The organism is Fimbriimonadia bacterium (assembly GCA_039961735.1).
GTDB lineage: Bacteria > Armatimonadota > Fimbriimonadia > Fimbriimonadales > JABRVX01 > JABRVX01.
On record JABRVX010000031.1, the window covers coordinates 19,767 to 37,098 of the forward strand.

The 17,332-nt window shown below is 62.5% G+C and carries 12 protein-coding genes and 1 pseudogene; 10 read left to right on the top strand and 3 right to left on the bottom strand.

Features of this window, described 5'->3' with window-relative positions; all coding sequences use genetic code 11:
• Positions 1-41 precede the first annotated feature (41 nt).
• The 8 genes and pseudogenes from HRF45_08485 to HRF45_08520 all read left to right on the top strand — a co-directional run bounded on the left by HRF45_08485 (position 42) and on the right by HRF45_08520 (position 8,145).
• On the top strand, positions 42-767 hold the full coding sequence (locus HRF45_08485) for a hypothetical protein (GenBank protein ID MEP0766559.1): 726 nt from the start codon (positions 42-44) through the stop codon (positions 765-767).
• Positions 768-790: 23 nt separating this feature from the next.
• Positions 791-2,110, top strand: coding sequence for an extracellular solute-binding protein (locus HRF45_08490; protein ID MEP0766560.1), 1,320 nt, complete (start codon positions 791-793; stop codon positions 2,108-2,110).
• Positions 2,111-2,141: 31 nt separating this feature from the next.
• Positions 2,142-3,005: pseudogene (locus HRF45_08495) on the top strand (sugar ABC transporter permease).
• A 222-nt stretch (positions 3,006-3,227) separates the two neighbouring features.
• Positions 3,228-4,067 (top strand): carbohydrate ABC transporter permease, encoded by an 840-nt coding sequence (locus HRF45_08500; protein ID MEP0766561.1) that lies wholly within the window; start codon positions 3,228-3,230, stop codon positions 4,065-4,067.
• Between the two features lie 2 nt (positions 4,068-4,069).
• A complete protein-coding gene (locus tag HRF45_08505; protein MEP0766562.1) occupies positions 4,070-5,149 on the top strand; it encodes an ABC transporter ATP-binding protein in 1,080 nt (359 codons plus the stop codon).
• A gap of 2 nt (positions 5,150-5,151) precedes the next feature.
• Complete coding sequence (locus HRF45_08510) at positions 5,152-5,328, top strand: hypothetical protein (GenBank protein ID MEP0766563.1); 177 nt, start codon at positions 5,152-5,154, stop codon at positions 5,326-5,328.
• A 283-nt stretch (positions 5,329-5,611) separates the two neighbouring features.
• A complete protein-coding gene (gene hutH / locus HRF45_08515) occupies positions 5,612-7,159 on the top strand; it encodes a histidine ammonia-lyase (GenBank protein ID MEP0766564.1) in 1,548 nt (515 codons plus the stop codon).
• Positions 7,156-8,145: a formimidoylglutamase gene (locus HRF45_08520; protein MEP0766565.1), complete on the top strand. Its 990-nt coding sequence runs from the start codon at positions 7,156-7,158 to the stop codon at positions 8,143-8,145. Before hutH ends, HRF45_08520 begins: the two co-directional genes overlap by 4 nt.
• On the opposite strand, the gene HRF45_08525 is transcribed toward HRF45_08520, so the two are convergent.
• The 3 genes from HRF45_08525 to HRF45_08535 are packed head-to-tail and all read right to left on the bottom strand — an operon-like array spanning position 8,120 to position 11,641.
• Complete coding sequence (locus HRF45_08525; GenBank protein ID MEP0766566.1) at positions 8,120-9,406, bottom strand: imidazolonepropionase; 1,287 nt, start codon at positions 9,404-9,406, stop codon at positions 8,120-8,122. The genes HRF45_08520 and HRF45_08525 overlap by 26 nt on opposite strands.
• On the bottom strand, positions 9,403-11,109 hold the full coding sequence (hutU, locus tag HRF45_08530; GenBank protein ID MEP0766567.1) for a urocanate hydratase: 1,707 nt from the start codon (positions 11,107-11,109) through the stop codon (positions 9,403-9,405). The genes HRF45_08525 and hutU overlap by 4 nt, the downstream gene beginning before the upstream one ends.
• A gap of 28 nt (positions 11,110-11,137) precedes the next feature.
• Positions 11,138-11,641, bottom strand: a complete 504-nt coding sequence (locus HRF45_08535; GenBank protein MEP0766568.1) for a DNA-3-methyladenine glycosylase I — start codon at positions 11,639-11,641, stop codon at positions 11,138-11,140.
• 176 nt (positions 11,642-11,817) lie between these two features.
• On the opposite strand from HRF45_08535, the gene guaB reads away from it, so the two are divergent.
• Positions 11,818-13,317 carry an IMP dehydrogenase gene (gene guaB, locus HRF45_08540; protein ID MEP0766569.1) on the top strand — a complete coding sequence of 500 codons (1,500 nt, stop codon included), beginning with the start codon at positions 11,818-11,820 and terminating at the stop codon, positions 13,315-13,317.
• Positions 13,318-13,857: 540 nt separating this feature from the next.
• Positions 13,858-17,217, top strand: coding sequence for a glycoside hydrolase (locus HRF45_08545; GenBank protein MEP0766570.1), 3,360 nt, complete (start codon positions 13,858-13,860; stop codon positions 17,215-17,217).
• The last annotated feature ends 115 nt before the right edge of the window (positions 17,218-17,332 follow it).

The following is a 17,332-nucleotide window of genomic DNA, read 5'->3' on the forward strand; positions in this document are numbered from 1 at the left end:
GTTGAAGGCGGGACAGGCACGCACCACTCACTCGAAGAACGATGTTCGCCCGGTTCGCACTGCTATCCTGCGGTCTATTCGCGCTGGCCTTCAGCGGCTGTGCGCGGTTTCCGGACGTGTCCGACGGCACGCGAGCAAAGCGCCTCGTAATCACGATTACGCTTGCGGGCGAGGCGAGGCTGGGAATCGGCTCCGACCTTCGGGACCCGTATTACTACTTCTTCCTCATTCGCAACGAAGGCGATCCGGCCGGGCAGACCGGGCCGCTGCCCGTGATTCAGCCGCCTTGGGGCAACGGGTATGCCGCGGGACGCTACACGCATATGGTGGCGCTGGGGCCGTTTCAGGCACAGCCGCTTGGGCAATACTTCCTGTACCGTTTCGATGATCCGGGGGTGCAGGTACAGGCCGTGCTGCTCGGAACACCGGTCGCCTTCACGGCTCCAGCAACCGGCGACCGCATTCTGCGGTTCGAGATCGACCTTGCGCAGATCAGTGCGACTCCGGCGGACGCGGCCAATATCACTCACCTTCAGGTGAACATCATCGCCACGGATTACCTGCCGACCAATCCGGACGAGCCCTCGAACAGCAAACGCTGGGATGCACTCGGAGCCGGGGCGGGAGACATCAACCGATTCCTGAATCTCTCGGTGACGCAGGACACCACGTACGACAACTCGTACTTTGGGAACATCGAACCGCGAGGCGACGTTGCCGATCCGTCGCTGGACATCGTGGATTTCAGCATCGAGGTCCGGTCTTAGACGCCTCGCGCAAGGAGGACGGTATGCGCCACGTATTGTTTCTGCTTGCTGCCCTGTCGCTATTGACCTTCGCGGGTTGTGGAGGCCAGAAGGGATCTGCGGAAGACGAGCTGGTCATCGTCTGGGCGAAGTGGGAGCCCGCAGACGCCTTGGCCAAGCTGTGCGAGAAGTACACGGAGGAGACCGGAAAGAAGGTCGTAGTGGAGCAAATCCCTTGGCAGAACTTCGGCGACAAGATCCGCAACGTGGTTTGGGCCGGGAAGAGCGCCGAGTATGACATCATCATCGGCGACAGCCAGTGGCTCGGGCAGGCCGTGACGCAAGGCCACTACGTAGACCTCACCGAGTGGATGGCGAAGGCAATCCGGCTTCGCGACATCTCACCCGAGGCGCTGAAGCTGTATGGCGAGTACCCTGCCGGATCTGGCAAATACTACGCGCTGCCTTGCGAGTTCGACGCAATCGGCTTCGCGTATCGCAAGGACAAGTTCGAGGACCCGAAGGAGCGGGAAGCGTTCAAAGCGAAGTACGGCTATGATCTGGCCCCGCCGAAGACCTGGACCCAGCTTCGGGACATCGCCGAGTTCTTCACCCGCCCGCAGCAGAACCTGTGGGGCGTTGCAGCCTACTACTCGAAGGGCTACGACGCGTTGACGATGGGCTTCCAGCAGATACTGTGGTGCTGGGGTGCGGATTGGGCCGACCCGACCACGGGCGATCCGGTGGGCGCTATCAATTCCAACAAGGCCGTCGAGGCGCTGAAATTCTACATAGACTTGAAGCGCTTCAACCCGATCGGCGCGGAGGACTACTACTTCGACGAGACGAAGAACGCGTTCAAGGAAGGCCTGGTAGTGATGGCGATGGAGTGGTACGCCTTCATGCCAGGGTTTGCCGACAAGCAGTACAACCCCTATGCCGACGTGACAGGGTACTTCGTTAGCCCCGGTGAGGTCGCACACGCGGTGTCGCTGGGTGGTCAAGGGATGTCCATATCCACCTACTCGAAGCGGCAGAGCGAAGCGAAGGAGTTCATGCAATGGTTTGCGAAGGAGGAGACGCAGCGGAAGTGGGCACAGCTAGGCGGACTGACTGCTAACGTGGTAGTGCTGCAAAGCGACGACTTCAAGAACGCGAAGCCATACAATCAGGCATTCAGTGATACGGCCGGGCTCCTGCGGGACTTCACGAACAACCCGGTCTACCAAGAAATGCTGGACGTGTCGCAGGAGAAGCTGCACGCTGCGATTACCGGGCAGCTCTCGCCTAAGGAATCACTGGACGCCATCGCTACAGCGCATCGCAAGATATTGGTCGACGCGGATCTCCTGAAAGCGAAGTAGGACGGGCTTGGCGACGATTCGAGCGTTCCGGATGGGCTTGGGCGACCGAGGGGTCGCCAACCTGTTCCTTGCACCTACGCTCGTCTTGCTCATTGCCATGAACGTGTTCCCGCTGTTCTGGTCGCTGTATCTCAGCTTCACGAAGTACCGCGCGGCGGGTCAGGATGCACCTGTGTGGATCGGCGGCGAGAACTACCGCGCCGTGTTCACCGACCCCGAGATGTGGGGCTACTTCGTCACGACGGCACAGATTGTGGTGCTATCGGTCATCGCGCAGTTCGTGATCGGGTTCGGAGTTGCGCTTCTGCTGAACCGGAAGTTCCGGGGGAAGGGTCTTGTCACCACACTACTCCTGCTGCCTATGATGCTCTCACCCGTGTTGGTGGGGTTGTTCTGGCGTTTCTTGCTCGACCCTAACTGGGGGCTGATCAACGTCGTGGCGGGCGTGCTGGGATACGAACCTAGCCTGTGGCTAATGGACCCCACGCGCGCAGTATGGTCGGTGGTAGCGGTGGACACTTGGATGTGGTCGCCGTTCATCATGCTGGTTTCGCTGGCAGGGCTCTCCTCGGTGCCACGGCACCTGTACGAGGCCGCAGAGGTGGATCGGGCGACTGGGTGGTTCAAGTTCCGCTACATAACACTGCCCATCATCATGCCGCTGCTGTTAGTGGCTCTTCTGTTCCGAACGATGGATGCGTTCAAGATGTTCGATCTCGTTTTCGTGCTTACGAGCGGCGGGCCTGGCAGTGCGACCGAGACCGTGGCAATGCAGCTGTGGCGCCTCGCCTTTTCGCGACTCGATACGGGGAAGGCGTGCGCGCTTGCATACGTGGTTCTACTGATGATCATAGGACTGGCGAACCTGTACATACGCATGCTGAACCGAACGAGGGGCGAATCCAAACCGGATGCACGACCGTTGGTGTCAATCCCGGAGCGCATTCTGAACAACGCCTGGTTTGCGCGCCTGGAAGCATCGTGGCCGATGCTGATCCTCGGTGTGCTAGTGTTGTGGAACCTTGATACCGTGCTCGGCGCAATCGCTGTGTTGTTCCGACAACCCGTGGTTGGTGTTGCGGTGCTAGCCGTCTTGGTGGTAGCAGTAGTGGGTGGAATGAAGATCCGCAACGTGCTTGCGTTCTTCGGCATCGCATGTGCGTTAGTCGTGTTTCTGTTCCCTCTCTATTGGATCGGCATCACATCCTTCAAGAATGACAAGGATATCGTTACCAAGCCGCCACGCCTGGTCGCGCCGCTGACGCTGCGCCAATATGACAAGCTGTTGTTTCAGGGCGAGGGACGAAACAGGGAGATGACCGCATATGTGAAGCAGGTGAGCAACAGCCTGATCGTAGGCGTGACCGCCACGGTGCTGGCAGTAGGATTGGGCGCGATGGCTGCCTATGCCTTGGCACGATTCCGTATCAAGGGCAAGAGCGACTGGCTCTTTTTCATCCTATCCACGCGCATGTTGCCACCCGTAGTGGTCGCCATCCCGATCTACCTGATGTACCGTACGCTGGGTCTGTTGGACACCCACATAGGGCTCATCCTGCTGTACACGGTGTTCAACCTGGCGTTCGCGGTGTGGCTTCTGAAGGGGTTCTTCGAAGAGATACCGGCGGAGCTGGAAGAAGCGGCGCTGCTCGATGGGTACTCACGGCTGCGCGCTTTTCGACTGGTGACGATGCCTCAGGTGCTGCCCGGCATAGCGGCCACGGCGGTATTCTGCTTTATCACGGCATGGAACGAGTTCGCCTTCGCCCTGTTCCTCACCAGCCGGGCTGCGCTGACCGCTCCGCCGGGACTGCAGACCCGCGTCGGCTCGGGTGGGTTGGAATGGGGCGTGATCGCCGCGGGTACGCTGCTGTTCCTGCTGCCGGTGGCGATCTTCACGTTTCTGCTTCGGAATCACCTCCTACGGGGGGTCACGTTCGGGGCGATCAAGAGGTAGCGATGGCGGAAGTTCGGGTCGAGAACCTGACCAAGAGATTCGACAACGTGGTGGCGGTGAGAAACCTGTCGCTGACGGTGAACGACGGCGAGTTCGTGGTATTCCTCGGGCCGTCGGGATGCGGCAAGACGACTACCCTGCGCTGCATCGCCGGTCTCGAGATCCCGGACGGCGGGGAGATTCGCATCGGCGACGACGTGGTGACCAATCTGCCGCCCGCCATGAGGGACATCGCGTTCGTTTTCCAGCAGTATGCACTTTACCCACACCTCACGGTCTTCGACAATCTGGCATTCCCACTGCGGGCCACGCGAACGCCGAAGGACGTGATCGCGAGAAGAGTGCAAGAAGTAGCCAAAATCTTGCGCATTGAACGGGTCCTTGAGCGGCGACCTAGCAAGATCTCCGGCGGCGAGATGCAGCGAGTCGCTATAGGTCGAGCGATGGTGAGGCGGCCCAAGGTGTTCCTGATGGACGAGCCGCTGACGAACCTGGACGCAAAGCTGCGGATGGAGATGCGGACCGAGCTAAAGCGGCTTCAGGCGGATCAGCAGGCGACAACGGTGTACGTGACCCACGACCAGGTGGAAGCGATGTCCATGGGCGACCGCGTGGCGGTCATCAATGAGGGGCGTCTGCTGCAGTTCGGGACGCCAGGCGAGGTATACGACCACCCCCGAGACATGTTCGTTGCTGGCTTCATCGGCAGCCCCGCGATGAACATGATCCCCTGCAGCGTGGAGGACGGGCACATTGCGCTGTCGGGCGGCGAGGCAATGTCGCTGTCGAGCGCGCCATCACGCTTCCGCGACCTACCGCGCGAAGCAAACCTCGTGCTCGGGGCTCGGCCTGAGGACGTTGCTCTTTCCACCGAGCCGGCGAAGGAGTTCCTGCAAGGCGAGGTGTACGTCGTGGAGCCGCTCGGCTCGGAGAACATCATAGACGTTCGCCTCGCGGGGCACCTTCTGAAGGCGCGGACGCCGCCCACGTTCCTGGTCAAGACGGGGCAACCGATCTATGTTCGGGTGGACTTGGAACGGGCGCACATCTTCGACCCTACTACCCAAGAGGCGTTGTTCTAGAGATGCTCAGCGGACGATTCGCTCAGTGGATGGAGGCGCTTGCACTCGCGTTGATCGTAGTGGGCATCGTAGCCCTCTGCCAACCGTGGAGCTTCGCGTTGTACCGACACGGCTTCAAAGGGCTCTTCGCGGGCGTTCTGCTGTTCGTGCTTTTCTCCCATCGCCGACCTGTCCGGTAAGAATGCCGGAACTGCGAATAAGCTTCTTGCCCGGCACGAGAGCCTGCGTTAGAATGGGAGTGGGAGTCTTCCGGTGCAACTTGCACCACGTCCTTGCTCGGTGCGCCGTGTTCTTTACCTTCGAGGAGCCGTATCCGCTCGGGCTTAGGCGCGCGAGTAGTGTCATAGTCCCGGTCCCTGCCCTACCGGCTCCTCCATCCGGCCCCTCGCCTCGTGCGAGGGGCCGTTCTGGTCGTGCTTTTGGATGCAGGACGTGTGCGGCAACGCGGTGAACTTAAGCCGCATGTCTCACGCTTCGGCCGAGCCGCTCGAATTGAACGGCGCCGGGCTCACCCTCGGTGCCCTAGCCGAGGTGGTGGAGGGGCGACACGTGCGCCTATCGGCAGTCACGCTGGAGCGACTCGCGGCTGCGCGAGCGGCGGTGATTCAGGCGGCAGGCGGTTCGGAAGCCGTGTACGGCGTGAACACGGGCTTCGGGCCACTCCGGGATCGGCGCGTGGACGCAGCGCGGCTTGCCGAGCTCCAACTGAACCTTGTCCGCAGTCATGCCGCGGGAGTCGGTCCGCTCTTCTCTTCCGGGCAGGTGCGTGGAGCGATGGCGCTACTCATCAACTGCCTTGCCCACGGCAACTCGGGCATCAATCCGAGCATTGTGCAACTTATCGTTGATTTTTTGAACAATTCGATTCACCCAATCGTGCCCTCGCAGGGATCGCTCGGGGCGAGTGGGGACCTCGCGCCGCTCGCGCATGTCGCTCTCTGCCTGGTGGGCGAAGGCGATGTGGAGTTCGGCGGCGCGCGGATGCCGGTACACGAGGCACTCTCCAAAACCGGACTCAGTCCCGTTACTCTCGGCCCCAAGGACGGGCTCTCGCTGGTCAACGGCACGCACTTCCTTACCGCCGTCGGGGCGCTCGCGGCCGTTGAGGCTGCCGACGTGATCAAGTCGGCGGATATCGCTGCGGCGCTGCATGTGGAGGCCTCGCTCAGTTCCATCCGACCGTACTCGGAAGAGGTCCTAATGTTACGTCCGCATCCCGGTGCGCTGCAGACGGCGGCCAACGTGCGAAGGCTGGTCGAAGGCAGCGGCCTGATGCGCTCGCACGAGAATTGCGGTGAGGTTCAGGACGCTTACAGCGTGCGGTGCGTGCCGCAAGTACACGGCGCAGTGCGACAGGCGTGGATGCATGCTGTACAGGTGCTGGAAGTCGAGATGAACGCGGTGACCGACAACCCGGTTTGGGTCGGGGGGCAGTTCGTGTCGGCAGGCAACTTCCACGGGGAGCCCTGCGCGCTGGCTCTCGACTATCTCACGCTCGGTTTAGTCGAGCTGGGCAACATCTCGGAGAGACGCACGGAGCGCCTGCTCAATCCTGCGTTGTCCAGGGGTCTGTCCGCTTTCTTGGCGTCGGACCCCGGGGTGGAGTCGGGGCTGATGCTCGCGCACTACACGGCCGCCGCGCTGGCTTCGGAAAACAAGTCGCTCGCGTTCCCCCCTTCGGCGGACACGATCCCCACTGGAGCCAACCAAGAGGATCACGTCTCGATGGGGGCGACCTCTGCCAGACGTCTCGATAGCGTGATCGGCAACCTGTCGAGCATCATTGCGGTCGAGTTGCTGGCGGGGGCGAGGGCCGTGCGCATGCGAGTGGAGGAGCGTGGCACCCAACCCGGCAGTGGCACCGCAGCAGCTCAGTCGGCCGTAGAATCCATTGCCCCACACCTACCGGGAGACCGCTCCCCGAGCGAAGACATCGAGCGTGTCAGCAGGGCCGTGCGCAGGGGCGAGTTGGCGAGATACGTAGAAGAGAGGATGGGAGAACTGGCATGACCGTTGGCACCTTGCAGCAGGGCTTACAGCCCATATCGCCGGCGCTTCTGTATGGAAGGCAGGACGAAGACGATTGGCGGATCGGCGAAGTCGTTCGCGTTAGCACCTTGGAGCAGCTAGGAGATCACGAGACGGACCTGGTGGTGATAGGCGTGCCCGACGATCGAGCCGTGGTAGCTATCGGAGGTCGTCCCGGTGCCAACCGTGGGCCGTCCGAGATCCGGCGGGCGTGGTTCCGCATGACACTAGGCGACAAGAACCAACTCGGGCGCTTCCACATTGCCGACGTGGGCGACGTCCGGCTGCTGGATACCATCGAGGAGACGCATACACGGGTCGAGGCCATCGTGAAGTGGCTGTTTGCCAACACCTCGGCACGCGTCCTTCTGCTGGGGGGCGGGCATGACATCGCCTATCCACATTTCGCCGGATTGATTGACTGCTGCAAGCATCAGAAGCGTGTGGGGATCATCAACGTAGACGCGCACTTCGACGTGCGCCCCGTGGTGGACGGGATTACCAGCGGCACTGCGTTCTGGAGGCTGCTGGAGAAGGGTGACGAACGTTTTCGCGGGCACGAGATGGTCTCGTTCGGAGTGCAGTATCACGCGACATCGAACGCTCACAGGCGTTATTTGGAACAGCGTGGCGCCACCATCGTGATGTTAGAGGAGTCCGGACCGACAGGCCATATACAGGCGTTCGCGAAGTCGCTCGATTCGCTAGGCAAGTGGGCGCACTCTATCGGTGTTAGTTTCGACATGGATGCAGTCCGAATGTCCGATGCGCACGGCGTAAGTGCGCCCAGTCCGGTGGGACTCTCGGCGGCGGATGCTTCGGCGATTGCCTTCCTCAGTGGGCGTGACAAGAGGATTCGCACGCTGGGCATTTACGAGGTCGCTCCGCCCCTCGACGATGGAACGGCGGTGCGCCTGGCGGCGCTGATGTGTCAGCAGTACGCTACCGGGATTGCCGCGAGCCGGTGAACGCTTGCACGCTTTGCGGATCGGGAAACACGAAGTTACCGCGCTTAATCACCATGGCGGGGATCGGTCGGGCGAACCTGGCCATGAGATCGTTCAGACTGTTGCACTCCCACACGACAGCGTCCCCCCAGTAGCCTGGGGCGAGCTGGCCGTGGGTGGCCTCCAGCCCGATGGCCGCGGCTGCGTTCACGGTTGCGGCGCCCAACGCCTCCGCTGGCGTCAGGCTCATGCGGAGGCAGGCAAGACCCATGATGAAGTGCATGGATGAGATGTTGCAGGAACCTGGGTTGAAGTCGGAGCCGAGCGCGACGATGCACCCCGCCTCGATCATCTTGCGGGCGGGCGCCGAGTGGGGCAGGTTCAAGTAGAAGCACGTGCCGGGAAGCAGCACGGCGGCGGTGTTGGAGGCGGCCAGCGCCTCGATATCGTCGTCCGTCGCCTGCAGCAGGTGCTCGGCGCTGGCCGCACCCATATCCACGGCGAGACGAGCGGCCCCGGTGTGCGCGAACTCCTCGGCGTGCACCTTTGGCTGGAGGAAGTATTGCTGTCCGGCCTCGAGAATGGCGCGCGTCTGTGCCAGGTCGAACGCGCCTTCGTCGCAAAACACATCGTTGAAGCGGGGAGCCGCCGGATGTTGAGCCGCCAATGGAATCAAGTTTTCAGCCAAATCCTTTACATAACTATCCGCGTCTCGGTCGGGATCGGGCATGTGGGCACCCATGAAGGTGGGGATCACCTCAACTGGAGACTCATTGGAGAGCGAGTAGATCACGTCCAGCATCTTCATTTCGGCATCGCGGTTCAACCCGTAGCCGGTCTTGACTTCCACGGTGGTGGTGCCGGTCATGACCATCACCTCGAGCCGGTCGCGCGCGGTTTCCAGTAGTTCCTCGAAGGGCGCACGGCGCGTCTGCTCGACCGTTCTTCGAATACCGCCGCCCGCCGCGGCGATCTGGGCATAGCTTGCGCCTGCGCAGCGCATCGCGAACTCGTCACCCCTGTGACCGGCGAACACGGTATGGGTGTGTGGATCAATCAGACCCGGTGTAACGAGTCTCTTGCCTACGGAGAACTCAGGAAAGTCGAAGCGGTTCCGCATCTCCTCGGTGCGCCCTACGGCGACGACCTTGCCGCGCGCTATGGCGATCGCATCTGCGTCGGATTCGGTTAGTCCGGAGAGCGCCGCGCCCCTGAGGGGCCTGGGGCCCGCGCAGGTCCAGAGCTCGCCGATCTCGGTCAGAAGCAGGTTGCCGTCATTCACTCGATGTCTTCTCGCATTGGGATGCGCAGTCCGTGCTTCTCGGCCACGGCAATCGCCTCCTCGTATCCCGCATCGGCGTGACGCAGAATGCCGAGGCCTGGGTCGGTGTCCAGCACACGGCTGAGGCGGCGTGCTGCATCGGGAGTGCCGTCTGCCACGATCACCATTCCGGCATGGAGCGAGTACCCCATGCCGACTCCACCGCCGTGGTGCACGGACACCCAGCTCGCGCCGCCGACTGCGTTGATGAGTGCGTTGAGCGCCACCCAGTCGGCAACCACGTCCGAGCCGTCCTTCATCCCTTCGGTTTCGCGGTTCGGCGAAGCTACGCTACCGGTGTCCAGGTGATCCCGCCCTATAACCACCGGCGCAGTCACACGCCCCGATGCGACGAGGTCATTGATGATGAGCCCCAGCTTCTTTCGATCACCGTAGCCGAGCCAACAGATGCGCGCGGGCAGGCCTTGGTAGCTCACTTTGTCCGCTGCCATGCGGATCCACCTGCAGAGCGCCTCATCCTGTGCGAAGTGCTGGAGGATCGCGTCGTCTATCGCTGCAATGTCGTTTGGATCGCCGGAGAGCGCTGCCCAACGGAAGGGCCCTTTGCCTACACAGAAGAGCGGACGGATGAAAGCGGGAACGAAGCCAGGGAAGTCGAAAGCACGGTCCACACCGTGGTCCTTTGCGACTTGCCTAATGTTGTTGCCGTAGTCGAAGACCACGGAGCCGCGCTGTTGGAACTCCAGCATCGTGCGAACGTGAGTGCAGATGGAGCCATAGACGTCCTCGAGGTAACGCTCGGGTGTTTCTTTCCGAGCCAGTGCTGCCTGCTCCAAAGTGTAACCTGCCGCGATGTAACCGTTGAGCGGATCGTGGGCCGAGGTCTGGTCGGTCACCGCGTCCGGTATCACGCCAGACTGGAGCAGCATGGGGTGCACTTCGGCTGCGTTGCCTAGCAGCGCGATAGACTTCGCTACCTTGCGCTCGACCGCATCCCGCACCCACGTGAGCGCTCGATCCAGGTTGTCGGTCCACACGTCGCAGTATCGCGTCTGAATACGCCGCTCAATGCGCGCGGGGTCCACCTCTACACATAGTGCCACGCCCCCGTTCATAGTGACGGCCAGGGGCTGCGCTCCACCCATCCCGCCGAGTCCCGCCGTTAGTACTAACCGACCTGCCAGCGAGCCGCCGAAGTGCTTGCGTGCGAGTTCTGCGAATGTCTCATAGGTTCCTTGCAGAATGCCCTGCGAGCCGATATAGATCCACGAGCCCGCAGTCATCTGTCCATACATGATCAGGCCCTTGCGGTCCAGCTCGCGGAACACCTCCCACGTCGCCCATGCGGGCACTAACAAGCTGTTAGCTATGAGCACGCGAGGCGCATCAGGGTGGCTAGAGAGCACACCCACGGGCTTGCCGGACTGCACTAGCAGAGTCTCTTCGTCCCCGAGGTCGAGCAGGCAACGAACGATGTGACGCAGACAGTCCCAGTTGCGCGCTGCTTTGCCGATGCCGCCGTACACCACCAGGTCCAGGGGGCGCTCGGCCACCTCGGGGTCCAGGTTATTCAGCAGCATGCGGAGGGCGGCCTCTTGCACCCACCCGCGGGCGTTCCGCGCAGTGCCGCGCGGGCTGCGGACGTGAATGGGTCTCTCGGCGGCCAGTATCTCGCGAAGCATCTCGGATTGCGTGACGGTCATCGTCGACCTCCTGCGGTTCAGTGGGATTCTACCGTGCGCCCGTCTGGCAGTGGGGGTCGTGCGGGGGCGGAACCCGTCCGCAACCCATCACGAACATTCGCGTTATCTCGGGTCCGCAGAATCGGAAGGTTTTGCGAAACACCTTCTGATAGTTGGCCAGGTCGCTGTTCGGCAGGCTGTCCAGCCAGCCGGCGAAGGAGCCGCTCTCCCTCGCCAGGTCTCGGATGATCCTTGCGTTCTCGATAGTGGACTCGATCTTCTTGCGATTGCGGATGATGCCCGCGTCGGCCATCAGCCGCTCGACGTCCGAGGGACCGAAGGTGGCCACCCGCTCGATGTCGAAGCCCTCGAACGCCCTGCGGAACGCCTCGCGGCGCACCAGCACGGAGCGCCAGCTCAGGCCGGCCTGGAACACCTCGAGGGTAAGGAGCTCGAAGAGGGCGGTGTCGTCGTCGCTTCGGACTCCCCACTCGTTGTCGTGGTAGTCCTCCATCAGAGGGTCGCCTGCGCACCAGTCGCATCTCGTGAGCATGGCGGCAAGTGTACCGCTCGCAACCCTTGCGTCCGTGGTTTCGCCGTCTCGGCGATTCGGATTCTGACCGGCGGGACGCCGGAACCACGATGCAAGAACCACGGACCAAACCGAAAAGGGGCCCGGTGGGCCGGCACCCCTGATTGATCCGTGCGGGGCTCGGGGGCTACAATGTGATGAAAAGCCTGGAGGGCCTCGTGGCTAGGGATTTCCCGCTCGGCCTAAGCTTCGACGACGTACTTCTTCAACCTCGAGACACCGAGGTGCTTCCTAGCGAAGTCAGCACGGCGACGACTCTTGCCGGAAGCATCCGCTTGCACCTCCCGATCGTCAGCAGCCCGATGGACACCGTGACCGAGAGCCGCATGGCCATCGCCCTGGCACGAGAGGGGGGCGTGGGGGTCATTCACCGTAATCTTCCGCCCGACGTGCAAGCCCAAGAGGTGGACCGGGTGAAGCGTTCGGAGTCGGGCGTCATCGTTGACCCGTTCCATCTCTCTCCCGACCAGCCACTGCGAGAGGCCAAGGAGATGATGGAGCGCTATCACATCTCCGGCGTGCCCGTGACCGACGAGAGCGGCAGGTTGGTCGGCATTCTGACCAACCGCGACATTCGCTTCGAGACCGACTTCAGCGGGCCCATCCGCTCGCGCATGACCACCGAGAACCTGATCACCGCACCCGTAGGCACCACTCTGGAGCAGGCTCAGCAGATGCTGCAGGAGCACCGTATCGAGAAGCTGCCCATCGTGGACGAGTCGTTCCGGCTATGCGGGCTGATCACCATCAAGGACCTGTTGAAGCTGCGGCAATTCCCGAATGCGACGAAGGACGCGAAGGGGCGGTTGTGCGTGGGGGCTGCGGTCGGGCCGATGTCGGCACCCGTCGAGCGGGCGCGCGCGCTGGCAGAGGCGGGAGTGGACTTCATCGTAGTGGACGCCGCGCACGGGCACTCGCGCGGCGTCCTGGATGCAGTCGCCGCAATCAAGCGCGCGCTGCCGGACATGCTGGTCATCGGCGGGAACGTGGCAACCGGAGAGGCAACGCACGCACTAATCGAACGGGGCGCCGACGCGATACGAGTCGGGATCGGCGCCGGCTCCATCTGCACTACGCGCATCGTGGCGGGCGTGGGGGTACCACAGCTTTCGGCGTTGCTGGAATGCGCGGAGGCCGCGGCCAAGCTGGGCGTGCCCATCATCGCAGACGGAGGCGTGCGCTCCAGCGGCGACATCGTGAAGAGCCTAGCGGCGGGTGCGTCCAGCGTCATGCTGGGCAACATGCTCGCCGGTTGCGACGAATCGCCGGGCGAGATCGAGATGTACCGCAACAGAGCGTACAAGGTGTATCGCGGCATGGGCTCGATCGGAGCCATGCGGCAAGGCGGCATGGACCGCTACGGACAGACGGCCGGCGGAAAGATCGTACCGGAGGGTGTGGAGGGCCGAGTGCCCTACCGCGGCCCTATGTCCGAGACTATCGCGCAACTCGCGGGCGGCATCCGCTCCGGCATGGGATACGTGGGGGCCAGGGACTTGAACGAACTGAGAGAGCGCGCCGTGTTCACCCGGATCACCAACGCGGGCCTTCGCGAGAGCCACGTACACGACGTGTGGGTGACGAAGGAGCCGCCGAACTACTCGGCTTGGTGGACCGGCGCCGAGACCGGCGAGTAGCAGGTTGTGGTAACGGGGCCGCTCAAGCCAGGGCGGCCCCGTTGGGCGGTTAGAGTGGCGTCGTTGCCTCTTGCGATGCGCAGAGCGCATCACGGCGCCCTTCGTAGGACTGCGGACCTCCCCGCTCTCTGAAGGCTTGGCGAAAGAGGGTGGACCGACGGGGACGGCATGGACACACACGAGGGCGCGGATCGGCCAAGGAGGGGATTGCGGGGCGATACGCGGCTCCGCGCGGTACTCTCTCCTTACTAACCTGCGTGGCAAACAAGTCCAACTCCGCATCGTCGGTCCACCCAGGTCAAACAGAGGCACAGGTAGCGGGCTATGGCAAATGCTAACCGCAAAGGTCCTGATCCGACAATCGTAGGTGTACCTGGTTGGGGCTCTTTTAGACAGAACCCGGCGATCTTGGTAGGGCTGGATAGGTGTGCGAAGCGTTTTCACGCGAGTGCCCCGAGTTCCTCCTCCGTGATGTCGAGCCTGTCGGAGCATACAGCCGAGTGCCCCAATGGACCACTTTGAGCCGACAGCATGGGATTGATGGAACTGATAGCAGCGATGGTAGTAGTACCTGCACTTTGGAGTATCGGCGTTTCGGACGACACTTCCATGGGGCTAGCACATGCCCCCTCGGCCTATAGGGAGTTCTCAGGCGATGCCTACTACGTAGTGGGTACCTCCCGCCCAGAACGTGACTGGCCTTATGTGCACCCAGGCCCCTCGGATGCTTGGGCAGGTAGTACCAGCCACACCTTCACGGTCTGGTTTGGGCTCGAAGCGAGGCCGGCCCTCGATTGCACTCTGGTACTGGACCTGCTCGACACGCACGGATCTGTGCCCCCGCAGTTGCTGGTGGATCTCAACGGCGTGCGCATAGCCGATGTTCAGACGCCACACGGATCGGGTGACGAGCGCGCATTGGAAGGGGATTTCGGGCGCGGCAAGTCGTTCGTGTCCGAGGTCAGGCTACCGCACGAGCACCTGACGGAGGGCGACAACGTGCTGACGATCACGAACGCTAAGGGGAGTTGGGTGGTATATGACAGTTTGCGAATGGAGGCACCCGATGGGACGACGCTGAAGCAGGTGACTCCCCACCTAAGTGTGGAAGTCCTGCCGACCCGAGCGGTCATCTATAGAACGCCGGAAGGGCCACGCCAACAGGTGGCGGTGCGAGTGACCTATCGTGGCGAGCCTACCAAAGCATACATCTCGGTGGACGGAGCGACTCCCATGACGGCCGACATCCACTCGGGGGCGCAGACGCTGCGGGCGATGATCTCCGCGGCAGCATCTCCACGCACAGTGGGCATCGAGATCCGAACGGAGTCGGGCATGGCAGCCGACCAACAGGCCGACATCGAGCCAGTCCGCCAATGGGACGTGTACATTCTTCCCCACTCCCACGTGGACGTCGGTTATACGAGCCACCAAAGTGTTGCACTGAAGACCCATCAGAAGAACATATTAGACGCGGCCCTGCTGGCAAAGGCTACGAGCAATTATCCCGAAGGCGCGCGCTTCCGATGGAACTGCGAGACCTTTTGGGCGCTGGACGACCTGCTTCACACGACCGGCGACTCGGAGTGGCAGGAGATCGCGCCGTGGCTATGGAACGGGTCCATCCACCCCGACGCCTCCTATGCCCATCTGCTCTCCGGTCTGGCTCGGCCCGAGGAGCTGCTGAGGAGCTTCCGCATGTCCCGTATGCCTGGCCCGAGGAGCGTGCCTCATTCGGATGCAGCGATGCTGGTGGACGTGCCCGGCGCGAGCTGGGGCATGGTAACCGCAATGGCACACGCGGGTATCCGGTACCTGCTCTTAGCACCTAACAACTCGGATCGCATAGGACGTGTTAGGGTAGCGTGGGAGAACAAGCCCTTCTACTGGGTGTCGCCCTCCGGCAAAGAAGAGGTGCTGGTTTGGCAGACGGAACCCTATTCGCTCGGGACTTTTCTGAAGACGGGACCCAACGGGTGGGGGTACTCCAACGTGGACACGCCACCCGAGCCCATCCGTAGCCACGACCCGATGAAGCACTTCCTCGAGCCGTGGCTGTTTGAGAAGCTGTCGGCCCTCGAGCGGGAGCAATTCCCTTATGACATGCTACTGATAACGTGGGCTTTAGCCGACAACTCACCGATTGACCCCGATCTCCCCGATGCCGTACGCCGCTGGAACGAGATGTATGAGTCGCCTAGGCTGGTGATTGCCACCACCTCCGAAGCGATGCGTGCATTCGAGCGTCGGCATGGGAGCCGGGTACCCCACATCAGCGGTGACTATTCGCCTTACTGGGAGGAGGGTGCGGCATCCAGCGCACGTGAGACCGCTCTCAACCGGGCCTCCGCCGACCGGTTAGTGCAAGCCGAGACGCTGTGGGCGATGCTCGACCCGGACAAGTACCCTTCCCACGACTTCCTGGATGCGTGGCGCAATGTACTACTATACACCGAACACACGTGGGGGGCGCACTCCAGCGTGTGGGATCCTGACAGTGACTTCGTGCGAAAGCAGTGGGAGACGAAGCAGCGGTTTGCGCTGGACGCGGACGAGCAGTCTCGTCGTTTGCTGAGCCAGGCGCTTAGTGAAAGGGATGGTAACGACCGGCGTGAGATCGATGTGTTCAATACCTCGTCCTGGGCACGCACGGATCTCGTATCACTCCCTCGCGACTGGTCGCTCGCGAGGGACCGCGTGGAAGATGCCGATGGCAAGCCAGTTCCCTCCCAGCGCCTTTCGAGCGGCGAGCTGGTGTTCATCGCCTCGGACGTGCCGGCCTTAGGTGCGAAGCGCTTCCGAGTCGTAGCGGGCGAGCCTTACGTGGCGCAGACTGCTACCGCCGAGGGTCTCTCCGTCCAGAACGACACCTACCGTGTCACCTTGGACGAAGTCACCGGAGACATTGCCAGCATCCTGCGGATTGAAGACGGACGGGAGCTGGTGGACGGCTCACAGCCGTATCGTTTCAACCAATACCTGTACGTTCGAGGAGCAGATATCGAGGGTGCGAGCACCTCCGGCACTCCCAAGATCGAGGTGGTCGAGCGCGGCCCACTGGTTGCCACATTGCGCGTCATCTCAGCCGCGCCCGGAGCCAGGTACCTGGTGCGAGAAGTGCGTGTAATGGCGGGCATGGACCGCGTGGACATCATGAACAAGGTCTGGAAGCGACCGGTGCGCGAGAAGGAGGGCGTGCACTTCGCATTCCCTTTCTCGGTCGAAGGTGGGCAAGTACGCTTCGACACGGCATGGGCCGTCGTGACGCCGGAGACGGTTCAGCTTCCGGGTGCTAACAAGAACTTCCTCAGCGTGCAGCGCTGGGTAGACGTGTCGAATACCTCGCACGGCATCACGTTAACGACCTCCGACGCCCCGCTGATCGAGCTCGGCGGCCTGTGGGGGAATCTGATCGGGAGCCAGACCAATCCGGAAGCGTGGCTCGAGAAGCTGACACCGACGCAGACGATCTACTCGTGGGTGATGAACAACCACTGGCACACGAATTATCGGGCAGACCAGGAAGGAGAAGTCACATTCCGCTACTCGCTTCGCGCCCATGACGCCTACGACTCCGCCGCCGCAACGCGCTTCGGTGTCGAAGCAAGCAGCCCGCTGATTGTTGCGCCCGCGGCTCCGGGCAAGCGTCTCTCTCTGCCCTTCGGAGTCCAGGCGGAGGGGACGATCGTAACGGCCCTCAAACCGAGCGACATCGGCAGGGGGTGGATCCTGCGATTGTACGCTGCGTCGGGACAAGACGAGAAGGTGAGAATCCTCTGGAAGGACGGACGGGCGCGCGGCGTGTGGACGACGGACGCGTGCGAGATGCCCATGGGCCCATCCTCCGGCGAGATCACGGTACCGGCGTGGGGCGTGCGAACCCTTTACATCGAACGCTAGAGCGAGATTCCTCGTCCAGCAGTCAGATAAGATCGAAGGAAAGCACCATTGGAACGTAAGATTCGGATCGGCCCCAGTGTTAGCGGGTAGGGGTGCGAACCCGCGCGGTACGTGG

Bases quoted from the DNA above. Each gene is read 5' to 3' on its own strand.
- HRF45_08510 (MEP0766563.1), top strand. From the start codon at position 5,152: ATGCTCAGCGGACGATTCGCTCAGTGGATGGAGGCGCTTGCACTCGCG.
- HRF45_08535 (MEP0766568.1), bottom strand. From the start codon at position 11,641: ATGCTCACGAGATGCGACTGGTGCGCAGGCGACCCTCTGATGGAGGAC.
- HRF45_08520 (MEP0766565.1), top strand. From the start codon at position 7,156: ATGACCGTTGGCACCTTGCAGCAGGGCTTACAGCCCATATCGCCGGCG.
- HRF45_08490 (MEP0766560.1), top strand. From the start codon at position 791: ATGCGCCACGTATTGTTTCTGCTTGCTGCCCTGTCGCTATTGACCTTC.
- hutU (MEP0766567.1), bottom strand. From the start codon at position 11,109: ATGACCGTCACGCAATCCGAGATGCTTCGCGAGATACTGGCCGCCGAG.
- guaB (MEP0766569.1), top strand. From the start codon at position 11,818: ATGAAAAGCCTGGAGGGCCTCGTGGCTAGGGATTTCCCGCTCGGCCTA.
- HRF45_08505 (MEP0766562.1), top strand. From the start codon at position 4,070: ATGGCGGAAGTTCGGGTCGAGAACCTGACCAAGAGATTCGACAACGTG.
- HRF45_08485 (MEP0766559.1), top strand. From the start codon at position 42: ATGTTCGCCCGGTTCGCACTGCTATCCTGCGGTCTATTCGCGCTGGCC.
- HRF45_08500 (MEP0766561.1), top strand. From the start codon at position 3,228: ATGAAGATCCGCAACGTGCTTGCGTTCTTCGGCATCGCATGTGCGTTA.
- hutH (MEP0766564.1), top strand. From the start codon at position 5,612: ATGTCTCACGCTTCGGCCGAGCCGCTCGAATTGAACGGCGCCGGGCTC.
- HRF45_08545 (MEP0766570.1), top strand. From the start codon at position 13,858: ATGGAACTGATAGCAGCGATGGTAGTAGTACCTGCACTTTGGAGTATC.